The sequence below is a fragment of the Burkholderia sp. E168m15 genome, assembly GCF_016586105.1.
Lineage (GTDB): Bacteria > Pseudomonadota > Gammaproteobacteria > Burkholderiales > Burkholderiaceae > Burkholderia > Burkholderia orbicola.
This window is the reverse complement of record NZ_BCPO01000091.1, coordinates 1-22,262: the sequence shown is the minus strand read 5'-3', so window position 1 is coordinate 22,262 and position 22,262 is coordinate 1. Positions and strand designations below refer to the sequence as shown.

At 68.3% G+C, this 22,262-nt stretch carries 22 protein-coding genes; 8 read left to right on the top strand and 14 right to left on the bottom strand.

The genetic code is table 11. From position 1 onward, the window contains the following. Both JMF86_RS15420 and dapF read right to left on the bottom strand, forming a co-directional pair. The coding region (locus JMF86_RS15420) for a DUF484 family protein (protein ID WP_201317040.1) at window positions 1-502 on the bottom strand (502 nt) is incomplete at its 3' end. A 37-nt stretch (window positions 503-539) separates the two neighbouring features. Then, on the bottom strand, window positions 540-1,409 hold the full coding sequence (dapF, locus tag JMF86_RS15415; protein ID WP_041489264.1) for a diaminopimelate epimerase: 870 nt from the start codon (window positions 1,407-1,409) through the stop codon (window positions 540-542). Between the two features lie 402 nt (window positions 1,410-1,811). On the opposite strand from dapF, the gene JMF86_RS15410 reads away from it, so the two are divergent. After that, window positions 1,812-2,090 carry a type II toxin-antitoxin system RelE/ParE family toxin gene (locus JMF86_RS15410; protein ID WP_006477504.1) on the top strand — a complete coding sequence of 93 codons (279 nt, stop codon included), beginning with the start codon at window positions 1,812-1,814 and terminating at the stop codon, window positions 2,088-2,090. A gap of 13 nt (window positions 2,091-2,103) precedes the next feature. Continuing rightward, the gene (locus tag JMF86_RS15405) at window positions 2,104-2,406 is read left to right on the top strand and encodes a HigA family addiction module antitoxin (protein ID WP_011546457.1); all 303 of its coding nucleotides are present in this window, start codon (window positions 2,104-2,106) and stop codon (window positions 2,404-2,406) included. Window positions 2,407-2,436: 30 nt separating this feature from the next. On the opposite strand, the gene lpxL is transcribed toward JMF86_RS15405, so the two are convergent. Further along, complete coding sequence (gene lpxL, locus JMF86_RS15400) at window positions 2,437-3,321, bottom strand: lauroyl acyltransferase LpxL (RefSeq protein ID WP_011546456.1); 885 nt, start codon at window positions 3,319-3,321, stop codon at window positions 2,437-2,439. A 265-nt stretch (window positions 3,322-3,586) separates the two neighbouring features. Here lpxL and metK point away from each other — a divergent pair, with 265 nt between their 5' ends. Beyond that, on the top strand, window positions 3,587-4,774 hold the full coding sequence (gene metK / locus JMF86_RS15395) for a methionine adenosyltransferase (protein WP_011546455.1): 1,188 nt from the start codon (window positions 3,587-3,589) through the stop codon (window positions 4,772-4,774). Between the two features lie 109 nt (window positions 4,775-4,883). Here the strand turns inward: metK and JMF86_RS15390 are convergent, their stop codons facing one another. Then, the gene (locus tag JMF86_RS15390) at window positions 4,884-5,225 is read right to left on the bottom strand and encodes a hypothetical protein (RefSeq protein WP_006477508.1); all 342 of its coding nucleotides are present in this window, start codon (window positions 5,223-5,225) and stop codon (window positions 4,884-4,886) included. Window positions 5,226-5,577: 352 nt separating this feature from the next. Between JMF86_RS15390 and JMF86_RS15385 the strand changes: the two genes are divergently transcribed. Further along, on the top strand, window positions 5,578-6,351 hold the full coding sequence (locus tag JMF86_RS15385; RefSeq protein ID WP_011694438.1) for a phytanoyl-CoA dioxygenase family protein: 774 nt from the start codon (window positions 5,578-5,580) through the stop codon (window positions 6,349-6,351). Window positions 6,352-6,559: 208 nt separating this feature from the next. Here the strand turns inward: JMF86_RS15385 and JMF86_RS15380 are convergent, their stop codons facing one another. Next, on the bottom strand, window positions 6,560-6,766 hold the full coding sequence (locus JMF86_RS15380) for a DUF3185 family protein (RefSeq protein WP_006477510.1): 207 nt from the start codon (window positions 6,764-6,766) through the stop codon (window positions 6,560-6,562). A gap of 193 nt (window positions 6,767-6,959) precedes the next feature. Here JMF86_RS15380 and mgrA point away from each other — a divergent pair, with 193 nt between their 5' ends. Continuing rightward, window positions 6,960-8,003, top strand: coding sequence for an L-glyceraldehyde 3-phosphate reductase (gene mgrA / locus JMF86_RS15375; protein ID WP_011546453.1), 1,044 nt, complete (start codon window positions 6,960-6,962; stop codon window positions 8,001-8,003). Between the two features lie 106 nt (window positions 8,004-8,109). Here the strand turns inward: mgrA and JMF86_RS15370 are convergent, their stop codons facing one another. Together JMF86_RS15370 and JMF86_RS15365 are read right to left on the bottom strand one after the other, a co-directional pair. Beyond that, complete coding sequence (locus tag JMF86_RS15370; protein WP_006482800.1) at window positions 8,110-8,295, bottom strand: hypothetical protein; 186 nt, start codon at window positions 8,293-8,295, stop codon at window positions 8,110-8,112. A gap of 354 nt (window positions 8,296-8,649) precedes the next feature. Beyond that, window positions 8,650-9,537 carry a DMT family transporter gene (locus JMF86_RS15365; protein WP_011694437.1) on the bottom strand — a complete coding sequence of 296 codons (888 nt, stop codon included), beginning with the start codon at window positions 9,535-9,537 and terminating at the stop codon, window positions 8,650-8,652. 807 nt (window positions 9,538-10,344) lie between these two features. Here JMF86_RS15365 and JMF86_RS15360 point away from each other — a divergent pair. Next, window positions 10,345-10,557 carry a hypothetical protein gene (locus tag JMF86_RS15360; RefSeq protein ID WP_006477514.1) on the top strand — a complete coding sequence of 71 codons (213 nt, stop codon included), beginning with the start codon at window positions 10,345-10,347 and terminating at the stop codon, window positions 10,555-10,557. Window positions 10,558-10,603: 46 nt separating this feature from the next. Continuing rightward, the gene (locus tag JMF86_RS15355) at window positions 10,604-11,626 is read left to right on the top strand and encodes a serine/threonine protein kinase (RefSeq protein ID WP_077178116.1); all 1,023 of its coding nucleotides are present in this window, start codon (window positions 10,604-10,606) and stop codon (window positions 11,624-11,626) included. A 70-nt stretch (window positions 11,627-11,696) separates the two neighbouring features. Here JMF86_RS15355 and JMF86_RS15350 read toward each other — a convergent pair whose 3' ends face one another. Then, a complete protein-coding gene (locus JMF86_RS15350; RefSeq protein ID WP_006477516.1) occupies window positions 11,697-13,139 on the bottom strand; it encodes a coniferyl aldehyde dehydrogenase in 1,443 nt (480 codons plus the stop codon). Between the two features lie 725 nt (window positions 13,140-13,864). Between JMF86_RS15350 and JMF86_RS15345 the strand changes: the two genes are divergently transcribed. After that, window positions 13,865-15,505, top strand: a complete 1,641-nt coding sequence (locus JMF86_RS15345; RefSeq protein ID WP_034174346.1) for a GMC family oxidoreductase — start codon at window positions 13,865-13,867, stop codon at window positions 15,503-15,505. 31 nt (window positions 15,506-15,536) lie between these two features. Here JMF86_RS15345 and JMF86_RS15340 read toward each other — a convergent pair whose 3' ends face one another. The 6 genes from JMF86_RS15340 to fliF form a co-directional block, all read right to left on the bottom strand. Then, window positions 15,537-16,895 (bottom strand): flagellar hook-length control protein FliK, encoded by a 1,359-nt coding sequence (locus JMF86_RS15340; protein ID WP_011546448.1) that lies wholly within the window; start codon window positions 16,893-16,895, stop codon window positions 15,537-15,539. A 31-nt stretch (window positions 16,896-16,926) separates the two neighbouring features. Next, entirely contained in the window at window positions 16,927-17,385 is a 459-nt protein-coding gene (gene fliJ / locus JMF86_RS15335) for a flagellar export protein FliJ (RefSeq protein ID WP_011546447.1), read from the bottom strand. A 5-nt stretch (window positions 17,386-17,390) separates the two neighbouring features. Then, the gene (gene fliI, locus JMF86_RS15330) at window positions 17,391-18,896 is read right to left on the bottom strand and encodes a flagellar protein export ATPase FliI (RefSeq protein ID WP_249180910.1); all 1,506 of its coding nucleotides are present in this window, start codon (window positions 18,894-18,896) and stop codon (window positions 17,391-17,393) included. Between the two features lie 32 nt (window positions 18,897-18,928). Continuing rightward, the gene (gene fliH / locus JMF86_RS15325) at window positions 18,929-19,612 is read right to left on the bottom strand and encodes a flagellar assembly protein FliH (protein WP_011694435.1); all 684 of its coding nucleotides are present in this window, start codon (window positions 19,610-19,612) and stop codon (window positions 18,929-18,931) included. Continuing rightward, entirely contained in the window at window positions 19,605-20,600 is a 996-nt protein-coding gene (fliG, locus tag JMF86_RS15320) for a flagellar motor switch protein FliG (protein ID WP_011546444.1), read from the bottom strand. The genes fliH and fliG overlap by 8 nt, the downstream gene beginning before the upstream one ends. Continuing rightward, window positions 20,590-22,262, bottom strand: a 1,673-nt coding sequence (gene fliF, locus JMF86_RS15315; RefSeq protein WP_201317039.1) for a flagellar basal-body MS-ring/collar protein FliF, incomplete at its 5' end; no start/stop codon positions are given. The genes fliG and fliF, both read right to left, overlap by 11 nt.

Here is a 22,262-nt window from a genome sequence, read left to right as displayed (position 1 = left end):
CGTTCGCGGCCGGGGCGGCGAGCGCGGGCGCGAGCCACTGGGCGGCTTCGAAGCCGGTGTTCGCGCCGCAGTACGGCGTGGACAGGCCGTTCGTGAACAGGCGCACTTCCTCGCCGACCTGGCGCGCGAAGTCGGCTTGCGCGTAGGTGTCGGCGACGTCCCACACGCGCAGCGCCGTCTGCGGCACGTCGAACACGTCGGCGATGCCGTCGGCGATCGTGCGCGGCAGCGCGTACGGATCGCGTTCCGCGATCACGCGCGCGGTCCAGCGGCTGAACTTCGCGGACAGGCTGTCGTTCTCGTGGCCGTAGCGCACGAGCTCGGCGAGCCGGCGCTCGAGATGCTTGTTCTTGTCGCGCAGCATCTCCATCTGCCGCTCCTGCAGCGAGATCGCGGCCTTGCCGTGCGGATTCGCGAGACGGATCGTCGCGAGCAGCTCGGCGTGCTGCGCGAAGAATTCGGGGTTGGCGAGCAGGTAGTCGGCGACTTCGCGATCGTTCATGTGGCGGGAGCGTTCAGTTATCAGGGACGTTGCAGGGTCAGGCGTTCAGGTCGATCTCACCTTCGAACACGGTCGTGGCGGGGCCGGCCATCATCAGCGCGGCGGCTTCGTCGCGCGCGCCGTCCCAGCCGATCGTCAGCGTGCCGCCGTGCGTGTGCACGGTCACGGGCGAATCGAGCAGGCCGCGCCGGATGCCGGCCGCGACCGCCGCGCACGCGCCGGTGCCGCACGCGAGCGTCTCGCCCGCGCCGCGTTCGTACACGCGCAGCTTCACTTCGTGGCGCGACACGATCTGCATGAAGCCGGCGTTCACGCGCTGCGGGAAGCGCGCATGGCGCTCGATCAGCGGGCCTTCTTCCAGCACCGGATACGCTTCGACGTCGTCGACGACCTGCACCGCGTGCGGATTGCCCATCGACACCGTCGAAATCCAGCGCGTCGCGCCGCCCACGTCGAGCGGCCACAGCGTGTCGTTGCCTTCCTTGCGGCTGTCGAGCCCCGCTGCGTCGAACGGCACCTGCGCCGGCGCGAACACGGGCGCGCCCATGTCGACGACGACTTCGCCGTTCTCCTGCAACGTCAGCGTGATCAGGCCCTTCATGACCTGCACGCGCACGCTGCGCTGGTCGGTCAGGCCGCGGTCGCTGACGAACTTCACGAAACAACGCGCGCCGTTGCCGCAGTGTTCGACCTCGCCGCCGTCGCAATTGAAGATCCGGTACTTGAAATCCGCGCCGTCGACGGTCGGTTTCTCGACCAGCAGCAACTGGTCGGCGCCGATGCCGAAATGGCGGTTGGCGAGTGCGCGCACCTGCGCTTCGGTGAGCGGCGGCAGCGCGCGCGAATAGCCGTCGAGCACGACGAAGTCGTTGCCCGCGCCGTGCATCTTGGTGAACGAGAGTTTCACTGGGTCCGGAATTCCATGGCGAACAAGGCGGTCGGCACGACACGGGCGGCCGGCGGCCATGCCGGGGCAGCGTTGTTCGTCGTGCTGATCTCAACCGCAAATGATACATGCAGCCGAGAGGGGCGTCCTGCGCGGGGACGGTGCTTCAGGTTGCTCCTGCGGGCCGGGCAGGCGGCATCTGTCGATTGGTCGACTGGTCGGGTACGTGGCGAGCGGACAAATTGGCAGGGTGTGGCGGGGGCAGCACGGACAGTGCGTGCCCGAATACACGACGAAGGCATGGGCGACCCGGACGAGCGTTTTCGTACAGGTCAAATTGACGAGGAAATCAAGTGATTCGTATAGTCTGGCTACACACATCCGGGCCATGCTGTCGAGGTCGCGCTCGAGTGTGGGAGCTCCATGATCAAGTCATGGGTACACAAGGGACTGGAAGCGTTTTTCGTCACCGGGAGCAAGGCGGGCATTCGGCCCGATCATGCGCCCAGGCTGCGGCGCATGCTGGCGCGTCTTGATGTCGCTGGCGCGCCGCAGGACATGAATGTGCCTGGCTGGCGTTTTCACGGCCTCGCTGGCGGGCTGGACGGATATTACGCCGTCGGCGTCAACGGCAACTGGCGGCTGACATTCCGATTCGAGGGCCGCGACGTCGTTCTGGTCGATTACCAGGACTACCACTAAGGTGATTCAAGCCATGACCCGCATCTTCAATCCACCCCATCCGGGCGAAACGCTGCGCGACGACGTGCTGCCGGCGCTCGGTCTGACCGTCACCGAGGCCGCGTCGCAACTTGGCGTGACCCGTGCCGCACTGTCGCGGGTCCTGCACGGCCATGCCGGCATCTCGCCGGAAATGGCGTTGCGGCTCGAAGCGTGGCTCGGCGAGGAAAACGGGGGAAGGGCCGATCTGTGGCTCGCACAGCAGTCGGCTTACGATCTGTGGCAGGCGCGCGCAAAGGGCGCCCCGAAGGTGGCGAGAGCACGGGCGCGCACATGACGGCGCGCCCGCGAACGTCTCGCCGCCAGCTCAGTACAGGCTCGGCTCGCCGGGCGGGCGCGTCTTGAAACGCTTGTGCACCCAGTAATACTGCTCGGGCATCAGCGGAATCTGCTCCTCGAGGAATTCGTTCATCCGCCGCGCATCGAGATCGTCATCGCCGGTCGGGTAGTGATCCCACGGCTTGAATACCTTCAGACGGTAGCCCTTGTAGTTCGGCAGCACCTCGCCGATGAACGGCACGACCTGCGCGCGGCCCGTCTTCGCGAGCCGGCCGACGGCCGTCAGCGTGCAGGCCGGCACACCGAAGAACGGGACGAACGTCGAGTTGCGCAGCCCGTAGTCCATGTCCGCGCCGAGCATCACCGGCTTGCGGTCGCGCAGCCAGCGCAGCACGACGCGCGCGCTGTCCGCGCGGCCGACCATCTCGGCGTCGAAGCGCCCGCGCGCCTTCTTCGCCTCTTCCTCGAGCACCGCGTTCGAGAACGGCTGGTACAGCGATCCGCAGCGACGCTGCAGTGAACGGTTCAGCCAGATCGAACCGGCCTCGATGCCGACGAAGTGCAGGCCGAGGAACAGCGTCGGCGGCAGGTCGGGATCGGTGAGATCGACCGCGCTGTCGACCTGGATCAGCTTCGCGAGCTTCTTCTCCGAGCCGAACCATTGCACGCTGCGCTCGACGTAGCTGCGGATCGCATGACGGAAATGCCGGCCCGCCACTTCCTCGCGCCGTTCGTCGCTCCAGTCCGGGAAGCAGAGTTTCAGATTCGTATGTACGATGCGCTTTCGCCGGCTGGGGATCTGATACAGCAGCCAGCCGAGGCCATCGCCGAACCGTGCGGTCAGACCGTACGGCAGCAGGGCGAGCAGCTTCAGCAAGCCGATGGCGAGGTGCGTGCCGAGGCGGCCTAGCATGCGGAATCTCCGTAGGGCCGGCTGGCCGGTACGTTGCGAACAGGGTGGTAAGACAGCGGACGATGCAGCACGGGCGGCGCTCTGTGACAATTCAGGAAAGCCGCTATAATACGGGCTTCGCCGAGTTAACTGACAACTTGCGGGGCGAAGCCGGCTGGCGCGACACACGCTGCCCGGTCCTGGTAATCCGCTAAAGCGTCGCCGCTTCAGGCCCAACGAAGCTGGCTACGTGAAACCAACCGTAACCACACAGGAGCCTGAAAAAGTGGCAAACGATTATCTCTTCACGTCCGAATCCGTCTCCGAAGGCCATCCGGACAAAGTCGCGGACCAAATCTCGGACGCGATTCTCGACGCCATCCTCGAGCAGGACAAATACTCCCGCGTTGCGGCGGAAACGCTGTGCAACACGGGTCTCGTCGTGCTGGCCGGTGAAATCACCACGACGGCCAACATCGATTACATCCAGATCGCGCGCGATACGATCAAGCGCATCGGCTACGACAACACCGACTACGGCATCGACTACAAGGGTTGCGCGGTGCTCGTCGCGTACGACAAGCAGTCGCCGGACATCGCGCAGGGCGTCGATCGTGCACACGACGACAACCTCGACCAAGGCGCGGGCGACCAGGGCCTGATGTTCGGTTATGCGTGCGACGAAACGCCGGAACTGATGCCGCTGCCGATCTACCTGTCGCACCGCCTCGTCGAGCGTCAGGCGAGCCTGCGCCGCGACGGTCGCCTGCAATGGCTGCGTCCGGACGCGAAGTCGCAGGTCACCGTCCGCTACGTCGACGGCAAGCCCGATTCGATCGACACCGTCGTGCTGTCGACGCAGCACGCACCGGACATCGAGCTGCCCGCGCTGCGCGAAGCCGTGATCGAGGAAATCATCAAGCCGACGCTGCCGGCCGAGCTGATCAAGGGCGACATCAAGTTCCTCGTGAACCCGACCGGCCGGTTCGTGATCGGCGGCCCGCAGGGCGATTGCGGCCTGACCGGCCGCAAGATCATCGTCGATACCTACGGCGGTGCCGCACCGCACGGCGGCGGCGCGTTCTCGGGCAAGGATCCGTCGAAGGTCGACCGTTCGGCTGCGTATGCCGGCCGTTACGTCGCGAAGAACATCGTCGCCGCCGGCCTCGCGTCGCGCGCGCTGATCCAGGTGTCGTACGCGATCGGCGTGGCCGAGCCGACCTCGGTGATGGTCAACACGTTCGGCACAGGCCGCGTGTCGGATGCGGTGATCACGAAGCTCGTGCGCGAGCATTTCGACCTGCGTCCGAAGGGCATCATCAAGATGCTCGACCTGCTGCGCCCGATTTACGAGAAGACCGCCGCTTACGGCCACTTCGGCCGCGAAGAGCCGGAATTCTCGTGGGAAGCAACCGACAAGGCGCTCGCGCTGGCCGAAGCGGCCGGCGTGGAGCCGACGGCACGCGTCGCGTAAGCGTCGTTCGCCTGAAATGAAAAACCCCGGCCTAGCCGGGGTTTTTTATGGGTGTCGATCGTCGCGGCAACGGCGGCGATCGGTGCGGGCCATGCCCGCCGGTACCTGATCAGCGTGCGCCGAACCCGAACCAGCCGTTGCTCGCCGCGAGGCGGCGCGGACGGTTGACGCGGCGCTGCGGGCCGAGCTTGCGGCGCAGCGCGAGCGCGCGCAGCGACGACGGTTTCTGCAGCAGCGAACGCAGGCCGGCGCGGCGGGCGAACGCCTGTGCGCTCATCATCGAGAAAAACGCGTGGAACCACGCACGGATGCCGTCCAGCCGGCTGTGCGTGTGCGTACGTTCGGCCAGCGCCTGCGTGCGGGCGCGGTGATGGCGCAGCGAGCGGGCAGGAGCGGACGGCACGACGCGCTTCGCAGCGCGGTTGAAACGGGAAGTCAGACGGAATGGCATGTGAACGATGCTTCGCTTGTATGGGTGGCGCCCTGAAGAGCGCACTGGTATCAACGGCCTCGGATGGCACAACGGATCTTACCTAAACCCGTCGCGCGCCGCGCCCGCCAGAATTGACAGGCCGCGTCAGGCTACAGGGGTTTCGTGACCGGCAAAAGTCGCGATAAACCCTTGTGCAGCAAGGCGTGTGCCGCATACCGCCTGTCGCTCAGGCAGGTGCCGCGCCGCACAGTTCCCTTGCGCTGGATCAAATCCGCGATTGGCATGCCCCTGCGCACGACAATGGTGCTGTTCGCGGTATCCGGCGCCGATTTACAATCGTCACATTCACACAATAAACGTCTGGCATCCCATGTCGTCTCCATTGCAGTCGGAATCGATCCGCGCGCAAGTCGCGGAATTGCGCGAGCGCGGCTTCGTCGTCGCGCGCGGCCTCGTCGGCGAAGCGCAGTGCGCGGCGCTCCGGCAGATCGCGGAGCGCCAGTTGCGGGAGGCCGCCGAGCCGATCGAGTTCGAGGCCGACCTGCGCTACCCGGGCGCACCCGAATCGAAGCATGCGCCGGGCGGGCATACGGTGCGACGGCTGCTCGATGCGTATTCGCGCGATCCGGCGTTTGCCGAGCGCGCGATCGCGCCCGAAATCGGCGCGTGGATGCGCGAGTATTTCGGCGAGGAGCCCGTGCTGTCGCGTGCGCATCACAACTGCATGATGACGAAGCACCCGGCGTACGGCAGCCTGACCGGCTGGCATCGCGATTTCCGCTACTGGGCGTTCGAGCGGCCGGACATGGTGTCGGTGTGGCTCGCGCTCGGGCCGGAAACCAACGAGAACGGCGCGCTGTGGCTCGTGCCGGGTTCGCATACGGCCGAATTCGGACCGGAAGCGTTCGATGACGCGAAATTCTTCCGCAGTGATCTGCCGGAGAACCGCAGGATGATCGACGCGGCGACGTGCCCGTCGCTGCAGACGGGCGACGTCGTGTTCTTCCACAGCAACACGCTGCATTCGGCCGGGCAGAACCGTTCCGACCAGGTGAAGTTCTCGCTCGTGTACACATACCACGGCGCAAGCAACCGGCCGGTGCCCGGCACGCGCTCGGCATCGAAGCCGGAAGTGCAGTTCTAGGCCGACCGGCGGCCGGCGAAGCCGCGGCGATCACGCGATGCGGTGCATCGCGGGCAAATGAAACGACGGGCGGCCTGGCCGCCCGTTTCGTTTGGCGCGGCTCGCGCGCGTGATGTCGGCACGACGAGCCGGTTGCCATAGGCCGGATAGTTGACCAAGCCGCTCTCGATGCGATCGCTAGCCGTGCGCGCGTCGCGCTGCGATGCGATCAGCGCTTGCCGCCCGGCATCGCGAGGCCGATCAGGCCGACGAACGATGCGACGGCGCCACCGACGATCAGCAGGATCGTCTTCGTCGCGGGCGAGCCGGTGAAGAAGCGCGACACGTTGTCGTTGATCGAATGGAACGACTGGCCGCCGAAATACAGCAGCACGACGCCGCCGACGAGCAGTGCAACCGAGATGACCCGGGACATACCAACCTCGCTGAAACGGTGATTCGAGACGCCGCAGTGTAGGCGAGCGCCGCGGTCGCGTCCATCGTCGCGCCGCCGTGCGTGATCCGGCCGCTTTCGCTACCATAGTCGTCGTATGACTCCTTCGCCGCCGTCGCGTCATTGGCGCGGCCGGCGCGCGTCCCTTTCCCCGATGTCCTGACGGAACAGACTCATGGCCTACGAAGCAGCTTCCGAACGTTATGCCGGCATGCAATACCGCACTTGCGGCAAATCCGGGCTCAAACTGCCCGCCCTGTCGCTCGGACTGTGGCACAACTTCGGCGATTCGACGCCGATCTCGACGCAGCGCGAGATCCTGCGCACCGCATTCGACCTCGGCATCAACCACTTCGACCTCGCGAACAACTACGGGCCGCCGTACGGTAGCGCCGAAATCAACTTCGGCCGGCTGCTGAAGGAGGATTTCCGCCCGTATCGCGACGAGCTGCTGATCTCGACGAAGGCCGGCTGGGACATGTGGCCGGGGCCATACGGCAGCGGCGGCGGGTCGCGCAAGTACGTGCTCGCGAGCCTCGACCAGAGCCTGCAGCGGATGGGGCTCGACTACGTCGACATCTTCTACTCGCACCGTTTCGACGCGCATACGCCGCTCGAGGAAACGGCGGGTGCGCTGGCGTCGGCCGTGCAGCAGGGCAAGGCGCTCTACATCGGCATTTCGTCGTATTCGGCCGCGAAGACGCGCGAGATGGCCGCGCTGCTCGCGCAATACAAGGTGCCGCTGCTGATTCACCAGCCGTCGTACAACATGCTGAACCGCTGGATCGAAGAGGATCTGCTCGGCACGCTCGACGACGTCGGCGCGGGCAGCATCGCGTTCACGCCGCTCGCGCAGGGCCTGCTCACGTCGAAGTACCTGAACGGCGTGCCGGCCGACGCGCGCGTGAACAAGCCGGGCGGCGGCTCGCTGAAGGAGGATCACCTGAGCGCGGACAACCTCGAGCATGTGCGCAAGCTCAACGCGATCGCCGAACGGCGTGGGCAGAGCCTGGCGCAGATGGCGCTGGCGTGGGTGCTGCGTAACGGCCGCGTGACGTCCGCGCTGATCGGCGCGAGCCGGGCGGAGCAGGTGCGCGAGAACGTCGGCGCGTTGCAGAACCTCGAATTCTCGGCGGAGGAACTCGCGGAGATCGATCGTTACGCGACCGAAGGCGGCATTAATTTGTGGGAAAAGCCGTCCACCGATCAGGCGATCTGAGCGGAAGTCGATACGGCATGCGAAACATCGCGTGCCGGGTCCGACGCACACGCGGTACGTCGCATCGCTGCGGTGCAGCGATGCGCGTCGCGCACGGCCGGCGGCGCTAGATCAGCGCAGGCAGGCCTTCAACGAGCAATACCGCGACGCCGACGCCGAGAATGACGCCGAGTACGCGCAGCAGGTTGTGACGGAATTGAGTGGCGCACGGCACCGCGCCGAGAAATAGCGCTCCGGCCAGCGCCATCGGAATCAACAGGATGAAGTCGCCGATCGTGAAGTAGGTCGTCATGCGTGTCTCCAGTGTCGACCGAAGTGGGCGCTTCAACGCTTGCGTTGGCGGCTCCATCCCTGCGGGATATCGGCCTGAAACGGCACACGTGCGCTCACCCCGGCCCCATGCCGGGTGTTTCTAATTGGTCCGGCCCGTTACGAGCAGGCCGGTCAATTCGAGTATAGGCAACCGGCGGCGTTTTTCGCTATCCGAACCATTAAAAATCAGCGGAAAGCCCCGAGAATTCCGCGTTTTTCGGGCAAACAAGACGAACGCCTTGCACGCATCTTTCCCGTTCCTTTCGATTTGCGCGGAATCGTCGTATGTGTCCGATACGGGCCGCCGCACCCGCGGGCGCGGCGGCCCGTCTACTCACGCGCGGTCGGGTTGCGGACGGGCGGCCGGCGCGCGGAACACCAGCGCGAGCCCCGCGATGATCGCGCCCATGCCGGCGAGTGCGAGCGGCTCGGGCCGGTTGCCGAGCCACACGGCATCCATCAACGTGGTGACGACGGGCACGAGATAGAACAGGCTCGTCACGTTGACGAGATCGCCGCGCTGCATCAACCGGTAGAACAGCAGTTGCGCGATCACCGAAATCACGATGCCGAGCCACAGCAGCGGCACGACGAACGCCCAGCTCATGTCGAACGACACCGGCCGGAACGGCACGATCGCGACGCACAGCGCGAGGCCGATCGCGTTCTGCAGCGGCAGCACGTCGGCGGGCGCCGCGCGTACGCGCTTTTGCAGCAGCGAGCCGACGGTCAGCGCGACGAGCGCCGTCAGCGCGCACGCGATGCCGGCCGCCGACAGGCCGCCGGTTCCGCCGCTCACGCCACGGCCCACGACGAGCGCGAGGCCGGTGAGCGACAGCGCGAGCCCGGCGATACGCACGGGTTGCCAGCGACGCTCGACGATCGCGAGCGTGAGGATCGGCTGCACGCCGAGTATCGTCGCGAGCACGCCGGGCGCGATGCCGCGCTCGAGCGCGAGCAGGTAGAAGATCGAATAGCCGCCCATCATCAGCAAGCCGGTCAGCGCGGCCATGCGCCGCTCGCCGCGCGGCGGCAGCCACCGTCTGCGCATGAACGCCAGCACGAGCAGCACGAGCGATGCGAGCGCGAAACGGGCAGTGAGAAAGGCGAACGCGGACGCGTGACGCAGACCGAGTTCAGCGAAGATCGCGCCGCTGCTCCACAGCAGCACGAAGAGCGACGTCGCGCCATGCGCGGCGAGCGCGCGTTTGAACGAAACCATGTGAATCCACCTGTCGAACGGATCGAAACGTTCCATTCGCGCGCGGCAACGTGCCGTGCGTCACGACGCACGCACCTACAGCCAGCGGGGCGAATGGAAGACGAAAACGAAAAGCCGGCGAGTCAGCCGGCGCGTGCCGCCGGCGGGGGCGGCGCGGCGCAGACGAGCGGCGGTGCGACAGGAGGAGGAAGGACCGACGGATGCACGCACGCCTGCGGCCGCGCGTCGAACTGCGGCCGGGATTTTGCGAGGGCGGACGTGAGCGGATACATCGTGTCGGAATGCGGTTGAACGCGAATGAAAGCCTAAGGTACCGCAAGGCAGCCATCGAACGCAACCACTGTCCGCGGCCGCGCATCGCGGGCGATAGGGTGCGTCGGGAAGGGGCCGATGTCGCTGCGCACGCAAGCGTTCGACGAAGGGGGCAAAGCGATGGGCATGCGACGTGTGCGAGGTGATTCCGGTCGGTCGCGCGAAGTGTTCCGGTGATTCCGCAGCGGCGAAGCGAAGCGGCACGCGCGTTGCGTCAATCATGTGCGTACGGCGACGCCGGGCGGTTTCGGCGGGCAGTCACATTCGACAGGGTATGATGGGGGTAACCGGGTGGGCAAGTACATGCCCGGCGCAGTGGTTGATTGGAGACATTCGACGAATTCGCGGCACTTCGCCTGCTTCTTCTTCTTTTCGCGCTTCGATAAACCGTGAACAATGGGATCACGCGCAACGCTCCGCCGAGAGCGGCGCGGATCGCGCATTTGCCGGCTCGCCAGCGGGCCGGGTTTCAAGATTCAAGAGTGGGGAACCATCATGCATATCGGGTCGATCGTCTGCACTACCCATATCGCGGTGCCGAAAGGCGCGCGCGGCATCGTCCAGCGCATCCTGGGCGACATGGCCATGGTGACCTGGTACGCGGGCGTGCCGGGTGAGTCGAAAGAACTCAACACCGAGCCGTTCTTTCTCGAGGACCTGATCGACACCGGCGAATCCGTTCTGCCGGCCGGCGCGGCGCTTCACTAAGCACCGACGCTCGTCTTTCGGTCCGGCAGGCGGCACAATGCGGGGCATGACAGACGCCACTTCCGCTCCCGCTTCTCCCGCCAGCCCGCCGTTCGCCGGCCTCACGCCCGAGTGCGTGCTCGACGCGCTCGACAGCGTGCTGATGCCGGCCGGCCTGCGCACCGACGGGCGCCTGCTCGCCCTCAACAGCTACGAAAACCGCGTCTACCAGGTCGGTATCGAAGACGGCCCGCCGGTCGTCGCGAAGTTCTATCGTCCGGCGCGCTGGTCGGACGACGCGATTCTCGAAGAGCATGCGTTCGTCGCCGAACTCGCCGCGCGCGAGATTCCGGCGGTGCCCGCGCGCGCCTTCGACGGCCGCACGCTGCACGCGTTCGACGGTTTCCGCTTCTCGATCTTCGAGCGGCGCGGCGGCCGCGCCCCCGATCTCGACCGCAGCGACACGCTCGAATGGCTCGGCCGTTTCATCGGCCGCATTCATGCGGTCGGCGCGACGCAGCCGTATGTCGCGCGTCCCGTGCTCGACATCAATACGTTCGGCTACGAGCCGCGCGACTACCTGCTCGCACACGATTTCATTCCGGATGACGTAAGACCGGCGTACGCGACCGCGGTCGCGCTCGCGCTCGAAGGCGTCGAGGCCGCGTTCGAGCGCGCGGGCGAGATTCGCCTGCTGCGCACGCACGGCGACTGTCATCCGAGCAACGTGCTGTGGACCGATGCCGGCCCGCATTTCGTCGACTTCGACGACAGCCGGATGTCACCGGCCGTGCAGGATCTGTGGCTGCTGCTGCCGGGCGATCGCGAAGGCGCGTCGCGCGCGCTGGCCGACCTGCTCGCGGGCTACGAGGATTTCTGCGAATTCGAGCCGCGCGAGCTGCATCTGGTCGAAGCGCTGCGCACGCTGCGGCTGATCCACTACGCGGCGTGGCTCGCGCGGCGCTGGGACGATCCCGCGTTTCCGGCCGCGTTCCCGTGGTTCAACACGCATCGTTACTGGGAAGCGCGCGTGCTCGAACTGCGCGAGCAGATCGGCGCGATGCAGGAAGGGCCGCTCTGGCCCGTGTGACGGTTGCGTGCGCGGCATCCATGCCGCGCGGCAGGTTGGACAGGGCCGCGACGCGTGTGGCCCGCCTGGCTCAGAACTTCAGCATCAGCTTGATCAGCGCGGCGAAGCGCTTGCCGTACGGCGGCGCGAGCAGGTTGCGCGCGTTCAGCCGCGCCTGCGTGAGCACCGGCTTCATCTTCGAGAACGTCACGAAGCCGTCGTAGCCGTGATACGCGCCCATGCCGCTCGCACCGACTCCGCCGAACGGCAAGCTGCCGCATGCGATGTGCATCAGCGTTTCGTTGATCGAGACGCCGCCCGAGATCGTTTCGCGCATCACGCGGTCGATCGTGCCGCCATCCTCGTCGAACAGGTACAGCGCGAGCGGACGCGGGCGCGCATTGACGTACGCGATCGCTTCGTCGAGCCGTTCGTACGGCACGAGCGGCAGCAGCGGCCCGAAGATTTCCTCCTGCATCAGTTGCGACGCGGCCGGCACCTGCGTCACCGCGCACGGCACGAAGCGGCGCGATGCGGGATCGGACTGCGCGTCGGACAGCGGATGCAGCTGCGCGCCGGCCGCCTGCGCGTCGCTCGCGAGTTGTTGCAGGCGTGCGTAGTGGCGCGGCGACACGATCGTCGTGTAGTCGCCGTTGGCCGACAGGTCCGGATACAGCTTCGCGAAGCGGGTCCGCGCGCGCTCGATGAACGCGCCTTCCATCCCGCGCGGCAGCAGCACGTAGTCGGGCGCGATGCAGGTCTGGCCGGCGTTCAGCGTCTTGCCGGCGACGATCGCATCGACGGCCGCGTCGAAGCGCGCATTCGGGCCGACGATCGCCGGCGACTTGCCGCCGAGCTCGAGTGTGACGGGCGTGAGGTTGTCGGCGGCCGCGCGCATCACGTGGCGGCCGACCTGCGTCGAGCCGGTGAACAGCAGATGGTCGAACGGCAGCGCGCTGAACGCGGCGCCGACTTCCGCATCGCCGTTCACGACCGCGACGTGGTCACGCGTGAAGGTCTTGCCGATGAGCTGCTCGAACAGCGCCGACGTGCGCGGCGTCAGTTCGGACATCTTGATGATCGCGCGGTTGCCGGCGGCGAGCGCACAGATCAGCGGGCCGGCTGCGAGCAGCACCGGGTAGTTCCACGGCACGACGATGCCGACCACGCCGAGCGGTTGCGGAATCACCTTCGCGCGCGCCGGGCGCAGCCACTTGTTCATCGGCTTGCGGATCGGCTTCATCCAGCGCTTGCCGTGCTTCAGCGCGTCGTCGATCTCTTCCTTGGCCATCCAGATTTCCGACAGCAGCACTTCCTGCTTCGCGCGATGGCCGAAATCGGCGCTGATCGCGTCGGCGAGCGCATCCGCGTGGTCGATCAGCATCGTGCGCAGCGCACGCAGGTGCTGCGCACGCGTGTCCCATGCCGGGTACGGTGCGCGCAGGTACGCCGCACGCTGGTCGTGCAGCAGCGACGTCAGCGCATCGACCGATGGCAATGCTTGCGGGGCCAGTTCGGGCAGGTCGTTCTTCATGTCGTCTCCTCCAGTTGGGCCTGGCTGATCGGCCGGCCGTCACGCCGCACGCGCACGCTCGGCGAGCGCGGCGACGCGGATCGGGTGATGCATGTCGCCCGGCACGGGGCCGGATGCGACGGGTGTTCGAAAACCGGTTGCCGCGCGCGGCAGGCGTCGTATCCGCGCGACGGTGTCCGTGTCCGAAAGTCATGCCGCACGGCAGGCGCGCACGATCCGATACGGTGACGAGCAGGCACGCGATGCCGTCTTGCGCGCGTCGGCCGGCGCACCGCGGCAGCGCAGCGCGACATAGCCGCGACGGCGGGTCGCCGCGCATCGTGCCACGGCGCCGACACACCATCCAAACGGTCGGGGATGACACGTGCCGTTCGATTTCGACCGACTGCGCGCATCGCGCCGTGGATCGTCGCGCGGGCCGCCGTTTGAAATGAAATGCGGGCCGCGCGCGTGACTTCCGGATCACTTGGTCGACATGCGGCCTGCAGGATCTTGCGCTGCATCGTCATTCCTCCCGTTTCGCGACGAATCGGCTTCTCGTGGCCGGTGCATCGCGCGAAGCGCATCGATACATCTTAAATTTAGTTCACGCGGGCGTTTAGAGGAATCGCTCTCGAATCGGCGCGCCGCGCACGGGACAGCCGTTCCTACAATGCCCGAACACAAGAGGAGACGCGGTCGCGCGGCGGTGCCGGGCGCCTTCCATGACACGACGGAGACGTGACATGCAATACGACTACATCATCGTCGGCGGCGGTTCGGGCGGCTCGAGCCTGGCCGGCCGTCTCGCCGATGCCTGCCCCGATGCGACGATCGCGCTGATCGAGGCCGGCTCGCATACGGAGCGCAACCTGCTCGTCAACATGCCGGTCGGCATCGCGGCGCTGGTGCCGTACAAGCTCGGCACCAACTACGGCTACGAGACGGTGCCGCAGCCGGGCTTGGGCGGCCGGCGCGGTTACCAGCCGCGCGGGCGCGGGATGGGCGGCTCGAGCGCGATCAACGCGATGATCTATACGCGCGGCCACCCGGGCGATTACGACGAGTGGGCGCAGCTCGGCGCGACGGGCTGGGGCTGGCAGGAGGTGCTGCCGTATTTCCGCCGCGCGGAAGGCAACGAGCGCGGCGCCGACGCGTGGCACGGCGCGGACGGCCCGTTGACCGTTTCCGATCTGCGCTTTCGCAATCCGTTCTCCGAACGATTCATCCAGGCCGCGCATGCCGCCGGCTATCCGCTGAACGACGACTTCAACGGCGCGACGCAGGAAGGCGTCGGTTTCTATCAGGTCACGCATCGCGACGGTTCGCGCTGCAGCGTGGCGCGCGCGTATATCTACGGTCGCAACCGGCCGAACCTGCACGTGATCACCGATGCGACGGTGCTGCGCGTGGGCTTCGACGGCAAGCGCGCGGTCGGCGTCGTGGTGTCGCGCAACGGGCGGGTCGAGACGTTCGGCGCGCGCGCGGAAGTGGTCCTGTCGGCCGGTGCGTTCAATTCGCCGCAACTGCTGATGTGTTCGGGGATCGGCCCGGCCGAGCAATTGCGCCGGCACGGGATCGCGGTCGTGCAGGATGCGCCGGACGTCGGCACGAACCTGATCGACCACATCGACTTCATCATCAACACGCGCGTGAATTCGTCGGAGCTGGTCGGCGTGTGCCTGCGCGGCATCGCGAAGATGACGCCGGCGCTCGCGCGCTATTTCTCGAGCCGCACCGGGATGATGACGAGCAACGTCGCGGAGGCCGGCGGCTTCATCAAGAGCGATCCGTCGCTCGAGCGTCCCGACTTGCAGCTGCATTTCTGCACGGCGCTCGTCGACGACCACAACCGCAAGATGCACTGGGGCTTCGGTTATTCGCTGCACGTGTGCGCGCTGCGGCCGTTCAGCCGCGGCACGGTCGCGCTCGCGAGCGGCGATGCGCGCGACGCGCCGCTGATCGATCCGCGCTTCTTCAGCGATTCACGCGACCTCGACCTGCTGGTGCGCGGCACGCAGGCGATGCGCCGCATCCTGTCCCAGGCGCCGCTCGCATCGCAGGGCGGGCGCGAGCTGTACACGCGGCCGGACCAGAGCGAAGCGGAGCTGCGCGCGACGATCGTCGCGCATGCGGACACGATCTATCACCCGGTCGGCACCTGCCGGATGGGCTCGGATGCGCGCGCGGTCGTCGATCCGCAACTGCGCGTGCGCGGCGTCGACGGGCTGCGCGTGGTGGATGCGTCGGTGATGCCGACGCTGGTCGGCGGGAACACGAATGCGCCGTCGGTGATGATCGGCGAACGCGCGGCGGACTTCATCGTCGCCACGCGCAAGGGTGGCGTGCCGCGCGGCGAGGCTGCGGCTGCGGTGCACGGCCGCTAGGCGCGGCGCGCGCACGGCACGGCGGCCATGCTCAGGCAAACGTATCGACGAGGCCGGCGCGGCTCGCGCGCGCGGCGACCGGTGCGGATTGCGCGGCGTCGACAGGTGCATCGACGGCTGACGGTCCGCCGTTCCCGCGTCGCGACGACTGGCCGTGGGCGAAGGTCTGCTGCGGGTTGGGCTGCTGTTGCTGCGAAGCGAGGCCGCCGTCGCTGACGGTCGCGCTGCCGAGCCCGAGCCCGCCCGCTTCCATCGCCTCGCGCAGCTTCGGCAGCGCGGCTTCGACCGCGTCGCGCACCTGCGCGTGCTGCGACACGAACAGCGCATGCGCATGGTTGTCCGCGACGCGCAGCACGACCTGCAGCGGCCCGAGATCGGGCGGGTTGAGCGTCAGCTCGGCGCTCTGCTGGTGCGCATTCGACAGGAACACCACTTTCTGGCTCAGTGCATCCGTCCAGTCGGCCGTGCCGACGTGCGGTGCGAGCGCGTGTGCGTTGGCGGCGGCGATCGCACCGGCGGCCGGCGACAGTTGCAGGTTCGCCTGCGCTGCGGCGGCGGCCGTTGCGCCGGCCGCGAGCGTCGCGCTGGCGGCCGGGTCCGTCGCATTGCTGGCCGCCGCGAGCGCGTGCTGGGCGCCGGACTGCGCATTCGCGTCGGCCTGCAGCGTCTGCGGCGTGACCTGGGTCGGCGTCTGCTGGGTGGCGAGCGCGCCTTTCGCGTCGGCGAGCGTGCGGTCGAACGTCGGCACTTTCGGCGTCAGCGGCGCGGCGGCGTTCGACGCGGTCGCTGCCGGCGCCGTCGGCGTGGCGGCGGCGCTCGTGCCGGTCGCCGGCATCGTGATCGCGCCCGCGCCGCCCGTCAGCTTCGCGAGCGCCGCTTGCAGCGCGTCGCGGCTCGATGCCGGGTCGATCGGCTGGGCGGTCGCCTCCTTGGCCGCATGATCGGCGAGCGTCGCCGTGGCGTCCGGCTGGCCGGACACGGCCGTTTTCTGCGTGGCAATAGCGGCGGCGGTCGCCGCGTCGGCCGGCGTCGCGGTGTCCGGGCGCGCCTGCAGTTGCGCCTGCACGGCCGCGGCGGCCGCGAGGGCGGCGGCATCTGGGTTGGTGGCGGCGTTCGCGGTCGTGTCGTCGGTCGTCTTGTCGTCGTCCGTGCCGGACGGCTTCGCGCCGGCGGACGGCTTCGACGCAGCCGGTTTGGTCGACACGTCCGATGTACCGGCGTTGGCCGTATCGCCGCGCGTGGAGACGCTTTGCTTGAGCGTCTGCGCGAACGGCACGGCGCTCGTGGCGGCCGACGCGTCGTTGGCGGCGGACGCACCCGAGCCGCGGGCGGCCTTGAGTGCGGCGCCGGCGGTGTCGAGCAGCGCGCCGAGCAGGGGCAGGGGAGGCATGACGGTTCTCTCGTTCGAAGGCGGTGGTCGGTTACGACGAACGGGCCGCGTCGGCCCGCATGCGCAGGATCTTCGCGGCATGTTCGTCGGCGTCGCGCTGTTCGCGCCGGGCGTCGCGCTGCGCTTCCTGCGCGACGCCGCGCGCCTGCAGGATTTCATACGAGCCGACGGTACGTTTCTTCTGCTGCCAGTTCGGCCGCGCCTCGTCGATGCGGACTTCGGCCGCGGCGAGCACGGTGCGCTGCTGCGCGATCGCGGCATCGAGCGTGTCGATGAACGCCTGGAAATTGCGCCAGTTGCCGGCCGGCATGCCGCTCTGCGCGGATTGCGCGAAGCGCGCGTGATATTCGTCGCGATAGCGCAGCAGTGCGTCGAGCTGTTCGGCCGCCGCGGTGCGGTCGCGCTGCGCGGTGCCGAGCTGCTTCGCGGCCGAGTCGAGGTCTTCCTGCGCGCGGTCGAGCAGCAACTGAAGGGGAAAGCCGTGGGCCATCGGGATCAGCCTCCGTAAGCGTCGAACAGCGCATCGAGCGCGGTGAGGCTCGATGCGAACGGCGCGCATTCGCGAAAGCCCTGCTGCAGGAACGCTTCGATGCGCGGGTAGAGCGCGATCGCGCGGTCGAGCTGCGCGTCGCGGCCCGGTGCGTAGGCGCCGACCGCGATCAGGTCGCGGTTGCGCTGGTAGCGCGACAGCATCTGCTTGAACTGCCGTACGTGGTCGAGATGCGTTTCGTCGATCAGCGCGGTCATCGCACGGCTGATCGACGCCTCGATGTCGATCGCGGGATAGTGGCCGGCCTCGGCGAGCGCGCGCGACAGCACGATGTGGCCGTCGAGGATCGCGCGCGCCGAATCGGCGATCGGGTCCTGCTGGTCGTCGCCTTCGGTCAGCACCGTGTAGAACGCGGTGATCGAGCCGCCGCCTTCGGGCCCGTTGCCGGTGCGCTCGACGAGCGCGGGGAGCTTCGCGAACACCGACGGCGGATAGCCTTTCGTCGCGGGCGGCTCGCCGATCGCCAGCGCGATCTCGCGCTGCGCCATCGCATAGCGCGTCAGCGAATCCATCAGCAGCAGCACGTGCTTGCCCTGGTCGCGGAAATACTCGGCGAGCGACGTCGCGTACGCGGCGCCCTGCATCCGCAACAGCGGCGACACGTCGGCCGGCGCCGCGACGACGACCGAGCGCGCGAGCCCGTCCTCGCCGAGGATCTGTTCGATGAATTCCTTCACTTCGCGGCCGCGTTCGCCGATCAGGCCGATCACGATCACTTCCGCACTCGTATAGCGCGCCATCGTGCCGAGCAGTACCGACTTGCCGACGCCGGAGCCGGCGAACAGGCCCATCCGCTGGCCGCGGCCGACGGTGAGCAGCGCGTTGATCGCGCGCACGCCGACGTCGAGCACGTGGTGGATCGGCTCGCGATCGAGCGGGTTGATCGACGGCGCCGACAGCGGCGCATCGACTTTCGACGCGAGCGGGCCGAGGCCGTCGAGCGGGCGGCCCGACGCGTCGACGACGCGCCCGAGCATCTCCCAGCCGACCGGCAGCCGCTTCGCGCCGGCGAGCGGATCGGTGACGGGCGCGCTCTCGCGCGGCCACACGCGTGCGCCGGGCAACACGCCCGCAACGTCGGTGGTCGGCATCAGGAACAGGCGGTCCCCGGCGAAGCCGACGACTTCGGCTTCCGCGTGCGGCAGCGTGCTGCCGGGCGGCAACTCGATCGTGCATTCGGCGCCGACCGACAGGCGCAGCCCGATCGCCTCGAGCACGAGGCCGGCCGCGCGCGTGAGGCGTCCGCACGGCCGCAGCGGCAGCGCGCGGTGGCTGCGCGCGGCGAGCCCGTTCAGGTGCGTGCGCCAGTGCGCGAGATGCGGATTGTGCGGCGCGCGCGGGGCGGCGTCGGCGGCGTCGGATGCTGCGTGCGGCGTGGCGTCGTCCGCGGCATCGTGCGCGGCCGCCGGCCCGAACGACGCGAGCGCGAGCTCGCGTTCGAGCGGCGTCATGCCGTCGTGCGCGAGCGCCTCGGGCGAGCGCGTCACCACGTGCTCACCTTGCCGATCGCGGCGGCGACGCGCTGCCAGCGGGTGGGCAGCGTCGCGTCGACCTCGCCGGTCGCGGCGTGCGCGCGGCAGCCGCCGCGCTCGATCGACGCGTCGGTGCGCACGTTCCAGCCGAGCGTGTCGAGGTCGTCCTGCAGATAGGCCTCGACGACGGGCAGGTCGGCCGGATTCACCGCGAGATGCGGCGCGCCGGACAGCGCGGGTTCGGCCGCGAGCACGTCGCGCACGGCGGCGACCAGCGCGGCCGGGTCGTGCTTCACGTGCTGGCGCACGACCTGCTGCGCGATGTCGAGCGCGAGCTGCGCGAGGTCGGCGGCGAGATCGTGTTCGACGGTCGAGACGGCTTCGCGGAACGACGCGGCGAGCGCCGCGAGCTGCGCGGCCTGTTCGCGTGCTTCGGCCTGGCCGGCCTCGAAACCCTGTTCGCGGCCCTGCTCGAAACCGGCCTGGTAGCCGAGCGCCTGGCCTTCGACGTGGCCGGCCGCATGGCCTTCGGCGTGCGCGGCGTCGCGCACGCGCTGCAATTCCTCGGCGAGCGCGGCGGCAGCGGCCGCCGCGTCGTCGGGCGGCGGCGGGGGCGGCGGCGGGTCGAACGACGCCATCTCCCACCGCTGGTACGCGGTGAGGGTGCCCACGCGATCGCTCGCCGAATCAGACATACGCGTCTTCCGCCTTGCCGCCGATCGCGATCTGGCCGCTCTCGGCGAGGTTGCGCACGATCTGCAGGATGCGGCGCTGCTGCGTCTCGACTTCGGACACGCGCACCGGGCCGCGCGCGTCGAGATCCTCGGCGAGCAGTTCGGCCGCGCGCTGCGACATGTTCGCGAGGAACTTCTGGCGCAGCGCGGGCGGCGCGCCCTTGAGCGCGACGATCAGCGTTTCCGACTCGACTTCCTTGAGCACCATCTGGATCGCGCGATCCTCGAGGTCGAGCAGGTTCTCGAACACGAACATCTGGTCGATGATCTTCTGCGCGAGATCGGCGTCGTACTGGCGCACGCTTTCGAGCACGCCTTCCTCGTGCACGCTCGTCATGAAGTTCAGGATCTCGGCCGCGGTGCGGATGCCGCCCATCGGGCTGCGCTTCAGGTTGTCGCTGCCGGACAGCAGGCCCGTGAGCACGTCGTCGAGCTCGCGCAGCGCGGCCGGCTGGATGCCGTCGAGCGTCGCGATCCGCAGCAGCACGTCGTTACGCAGCCGCTCGGTGAAGCACGACGCGATTTCCGACGCCTGGTCGCGATCGAGGTGCACGAGGATCGTCGCGATGATCTGCGGATGCTCGTTCTTGATCAGTTCGGCCACCGCGCCCGAATCCATCCATTTCAGGCCCTCGATGCCGCTCGTGTCGCTGCCTTGCAGGATGCGGTCGATCAGCACGCCGGCCTTGTCCTCGCCGAGCGCCTTCGTCAGCACCGAGCGGATGTACTCGTTCGAATCGAGCGACAGCGCGGTGTGCTGCTCGGCTTCCTTCACGAAGTCCTGCAGCACCTCCTCGACCTGCTCGCGCGTGACGTTCTTCAGCGCGGCCATCGCCACGCCGATCTTCTGGACCTCGCGCGGCGCGAGGAACTTGAATACCTGCGCGGCCTCTTCCTCGCCGATCGACATCAGCAGCAGCGCGCTCTTGGTCAAGCCTTCAGCGTTCATCGGACACCCAGTTCTTCACGACGGTGGCGACGATCTTCGGATCCTGGCGGGCGATCGTGCGCGCGTAGTCGAGGTTGCGTTCGTAGCGGTTCTTCTCGTTCTCGAAGCCGAGCAGCAGCGGATCGGCTTCTTCCGCGGCCTTTTCCGGCGCGGGCAGGCCGTCGAGCGCGACCGTGTCTTCCGGCGCCGCGAGCGCCGGCGCGGCCGGCTCGGGCGGCGGGAACGCGCGGCGCATCGCCGGGCGCACGAACATGAAGTAGAGCGCCGCCGCGGCCGCCGCGATGCCGAGCCACTTCGCGGCTTCCTTCGCCATCGCGATCATGTCGGGCTGGCGCCACCACGGCAGGTCGGCGTACGGGTCGCTCACGGTCGAGAACGCGCTGTTCACGACGTTTACCGAGTCGCCGCGCTTCGCGTCGTAGCCCATCGCGTCCTTCACGAGCTGTTCGACCTGCGCGAGCTTCGCGGGCGGCAGCGGCTGCATCGTCACGTGGCCCTTCGCGTCGGCGACCGGCTGGTAGTTGACGACGACCGCGACCGACAGCCGCTTCACGCTGCCCATCGGCTGTTCGGTATGGCGGATCGTCTTGTCGAGCTCGTAGTTGGTCGTCTGGTCCTTGCGGTCGCTGACCGGCGTGGTCTGCGGCCCGTTCTGGCCGTTGCCGGCGACGATCGGCGCGGAGGCCGGCTGCGGCGGCGTGTTCGACAGCGCCCCCGGCACGCCCGACGCGCCGCCCTGCGCGAGTTCGGTCGCGCTGCTGGTCTGCTGGCTGCGGATCGCGGCCTGCTGCGGCGTGCCGTTCGGGCCGTAGCTTTCCGACGTCTGCTCGATCTTCGAGAAGTCGAGATCCGCGCTGACCTGCGAGCGCGCGTTGCCGGCGCCGAAGATCGGCGCGAGGATCGCGTCGATGCGCTTCTGGGTGTTGTGCTCGACCTGCTGCACGTACTTGAGCTGGCTCGCGTCGAGGCCGGACGCGGACGCGGTCTGGGTCAGCAGGTTGCCGTCCTGGTCGACGATCGTCACGTTCTTGGCCGGCATGTCGGGCACGCCGGACGACACCATCCGCGTGATCGCCTGCACCTGGCCCTCGTCGAGCACGCGGCCCGGGTAGAGGTCGACGAACACCGACGCGCTCGGCGCTTCCTTGTCGCGCACGAACACCGACGGCTTCGGGATCGCGAGATGCACGCGCGCGCCGCGCACGGCGTTGATCGATTCGATGGTGCGCTGCAGCTCGCCTTCGAGCGCGCGCTGGTAGTTGATCTGCTCGGCGAACTGGCTGATGCCGAATTTCTGGTTGTCCATCAGCTCGAAGCCGACCGAGCCGCCTTTCGGCAGCCCCATCGCGGCGAGCTTCAGGCGCGTTTCGTGCACCTGGCCCGACGGCACCAGGATCGCGCCGCCGGCATCGGCGAACTTGTAGGGAACGTTTGCCTGCTGGAGCGCGGCGATGATCGCGCCGCCGTCGCGGTCCGACAGGTTGCTGTACAGCACGCGGTAGTCGGGCGCCCGGCTCCACAGCACGAGCGCGGTGATCGCGGCGATCGCGAACGCGACGGCGATCACGAACGGCAGCTTCGGGTTGCCCTTCATCCGCGAGATGCCGGGAATGCGTTCGGCGAAGCCGCCCAGCCCGAAGTCCGCGCCTGCGCCGCCCGCGC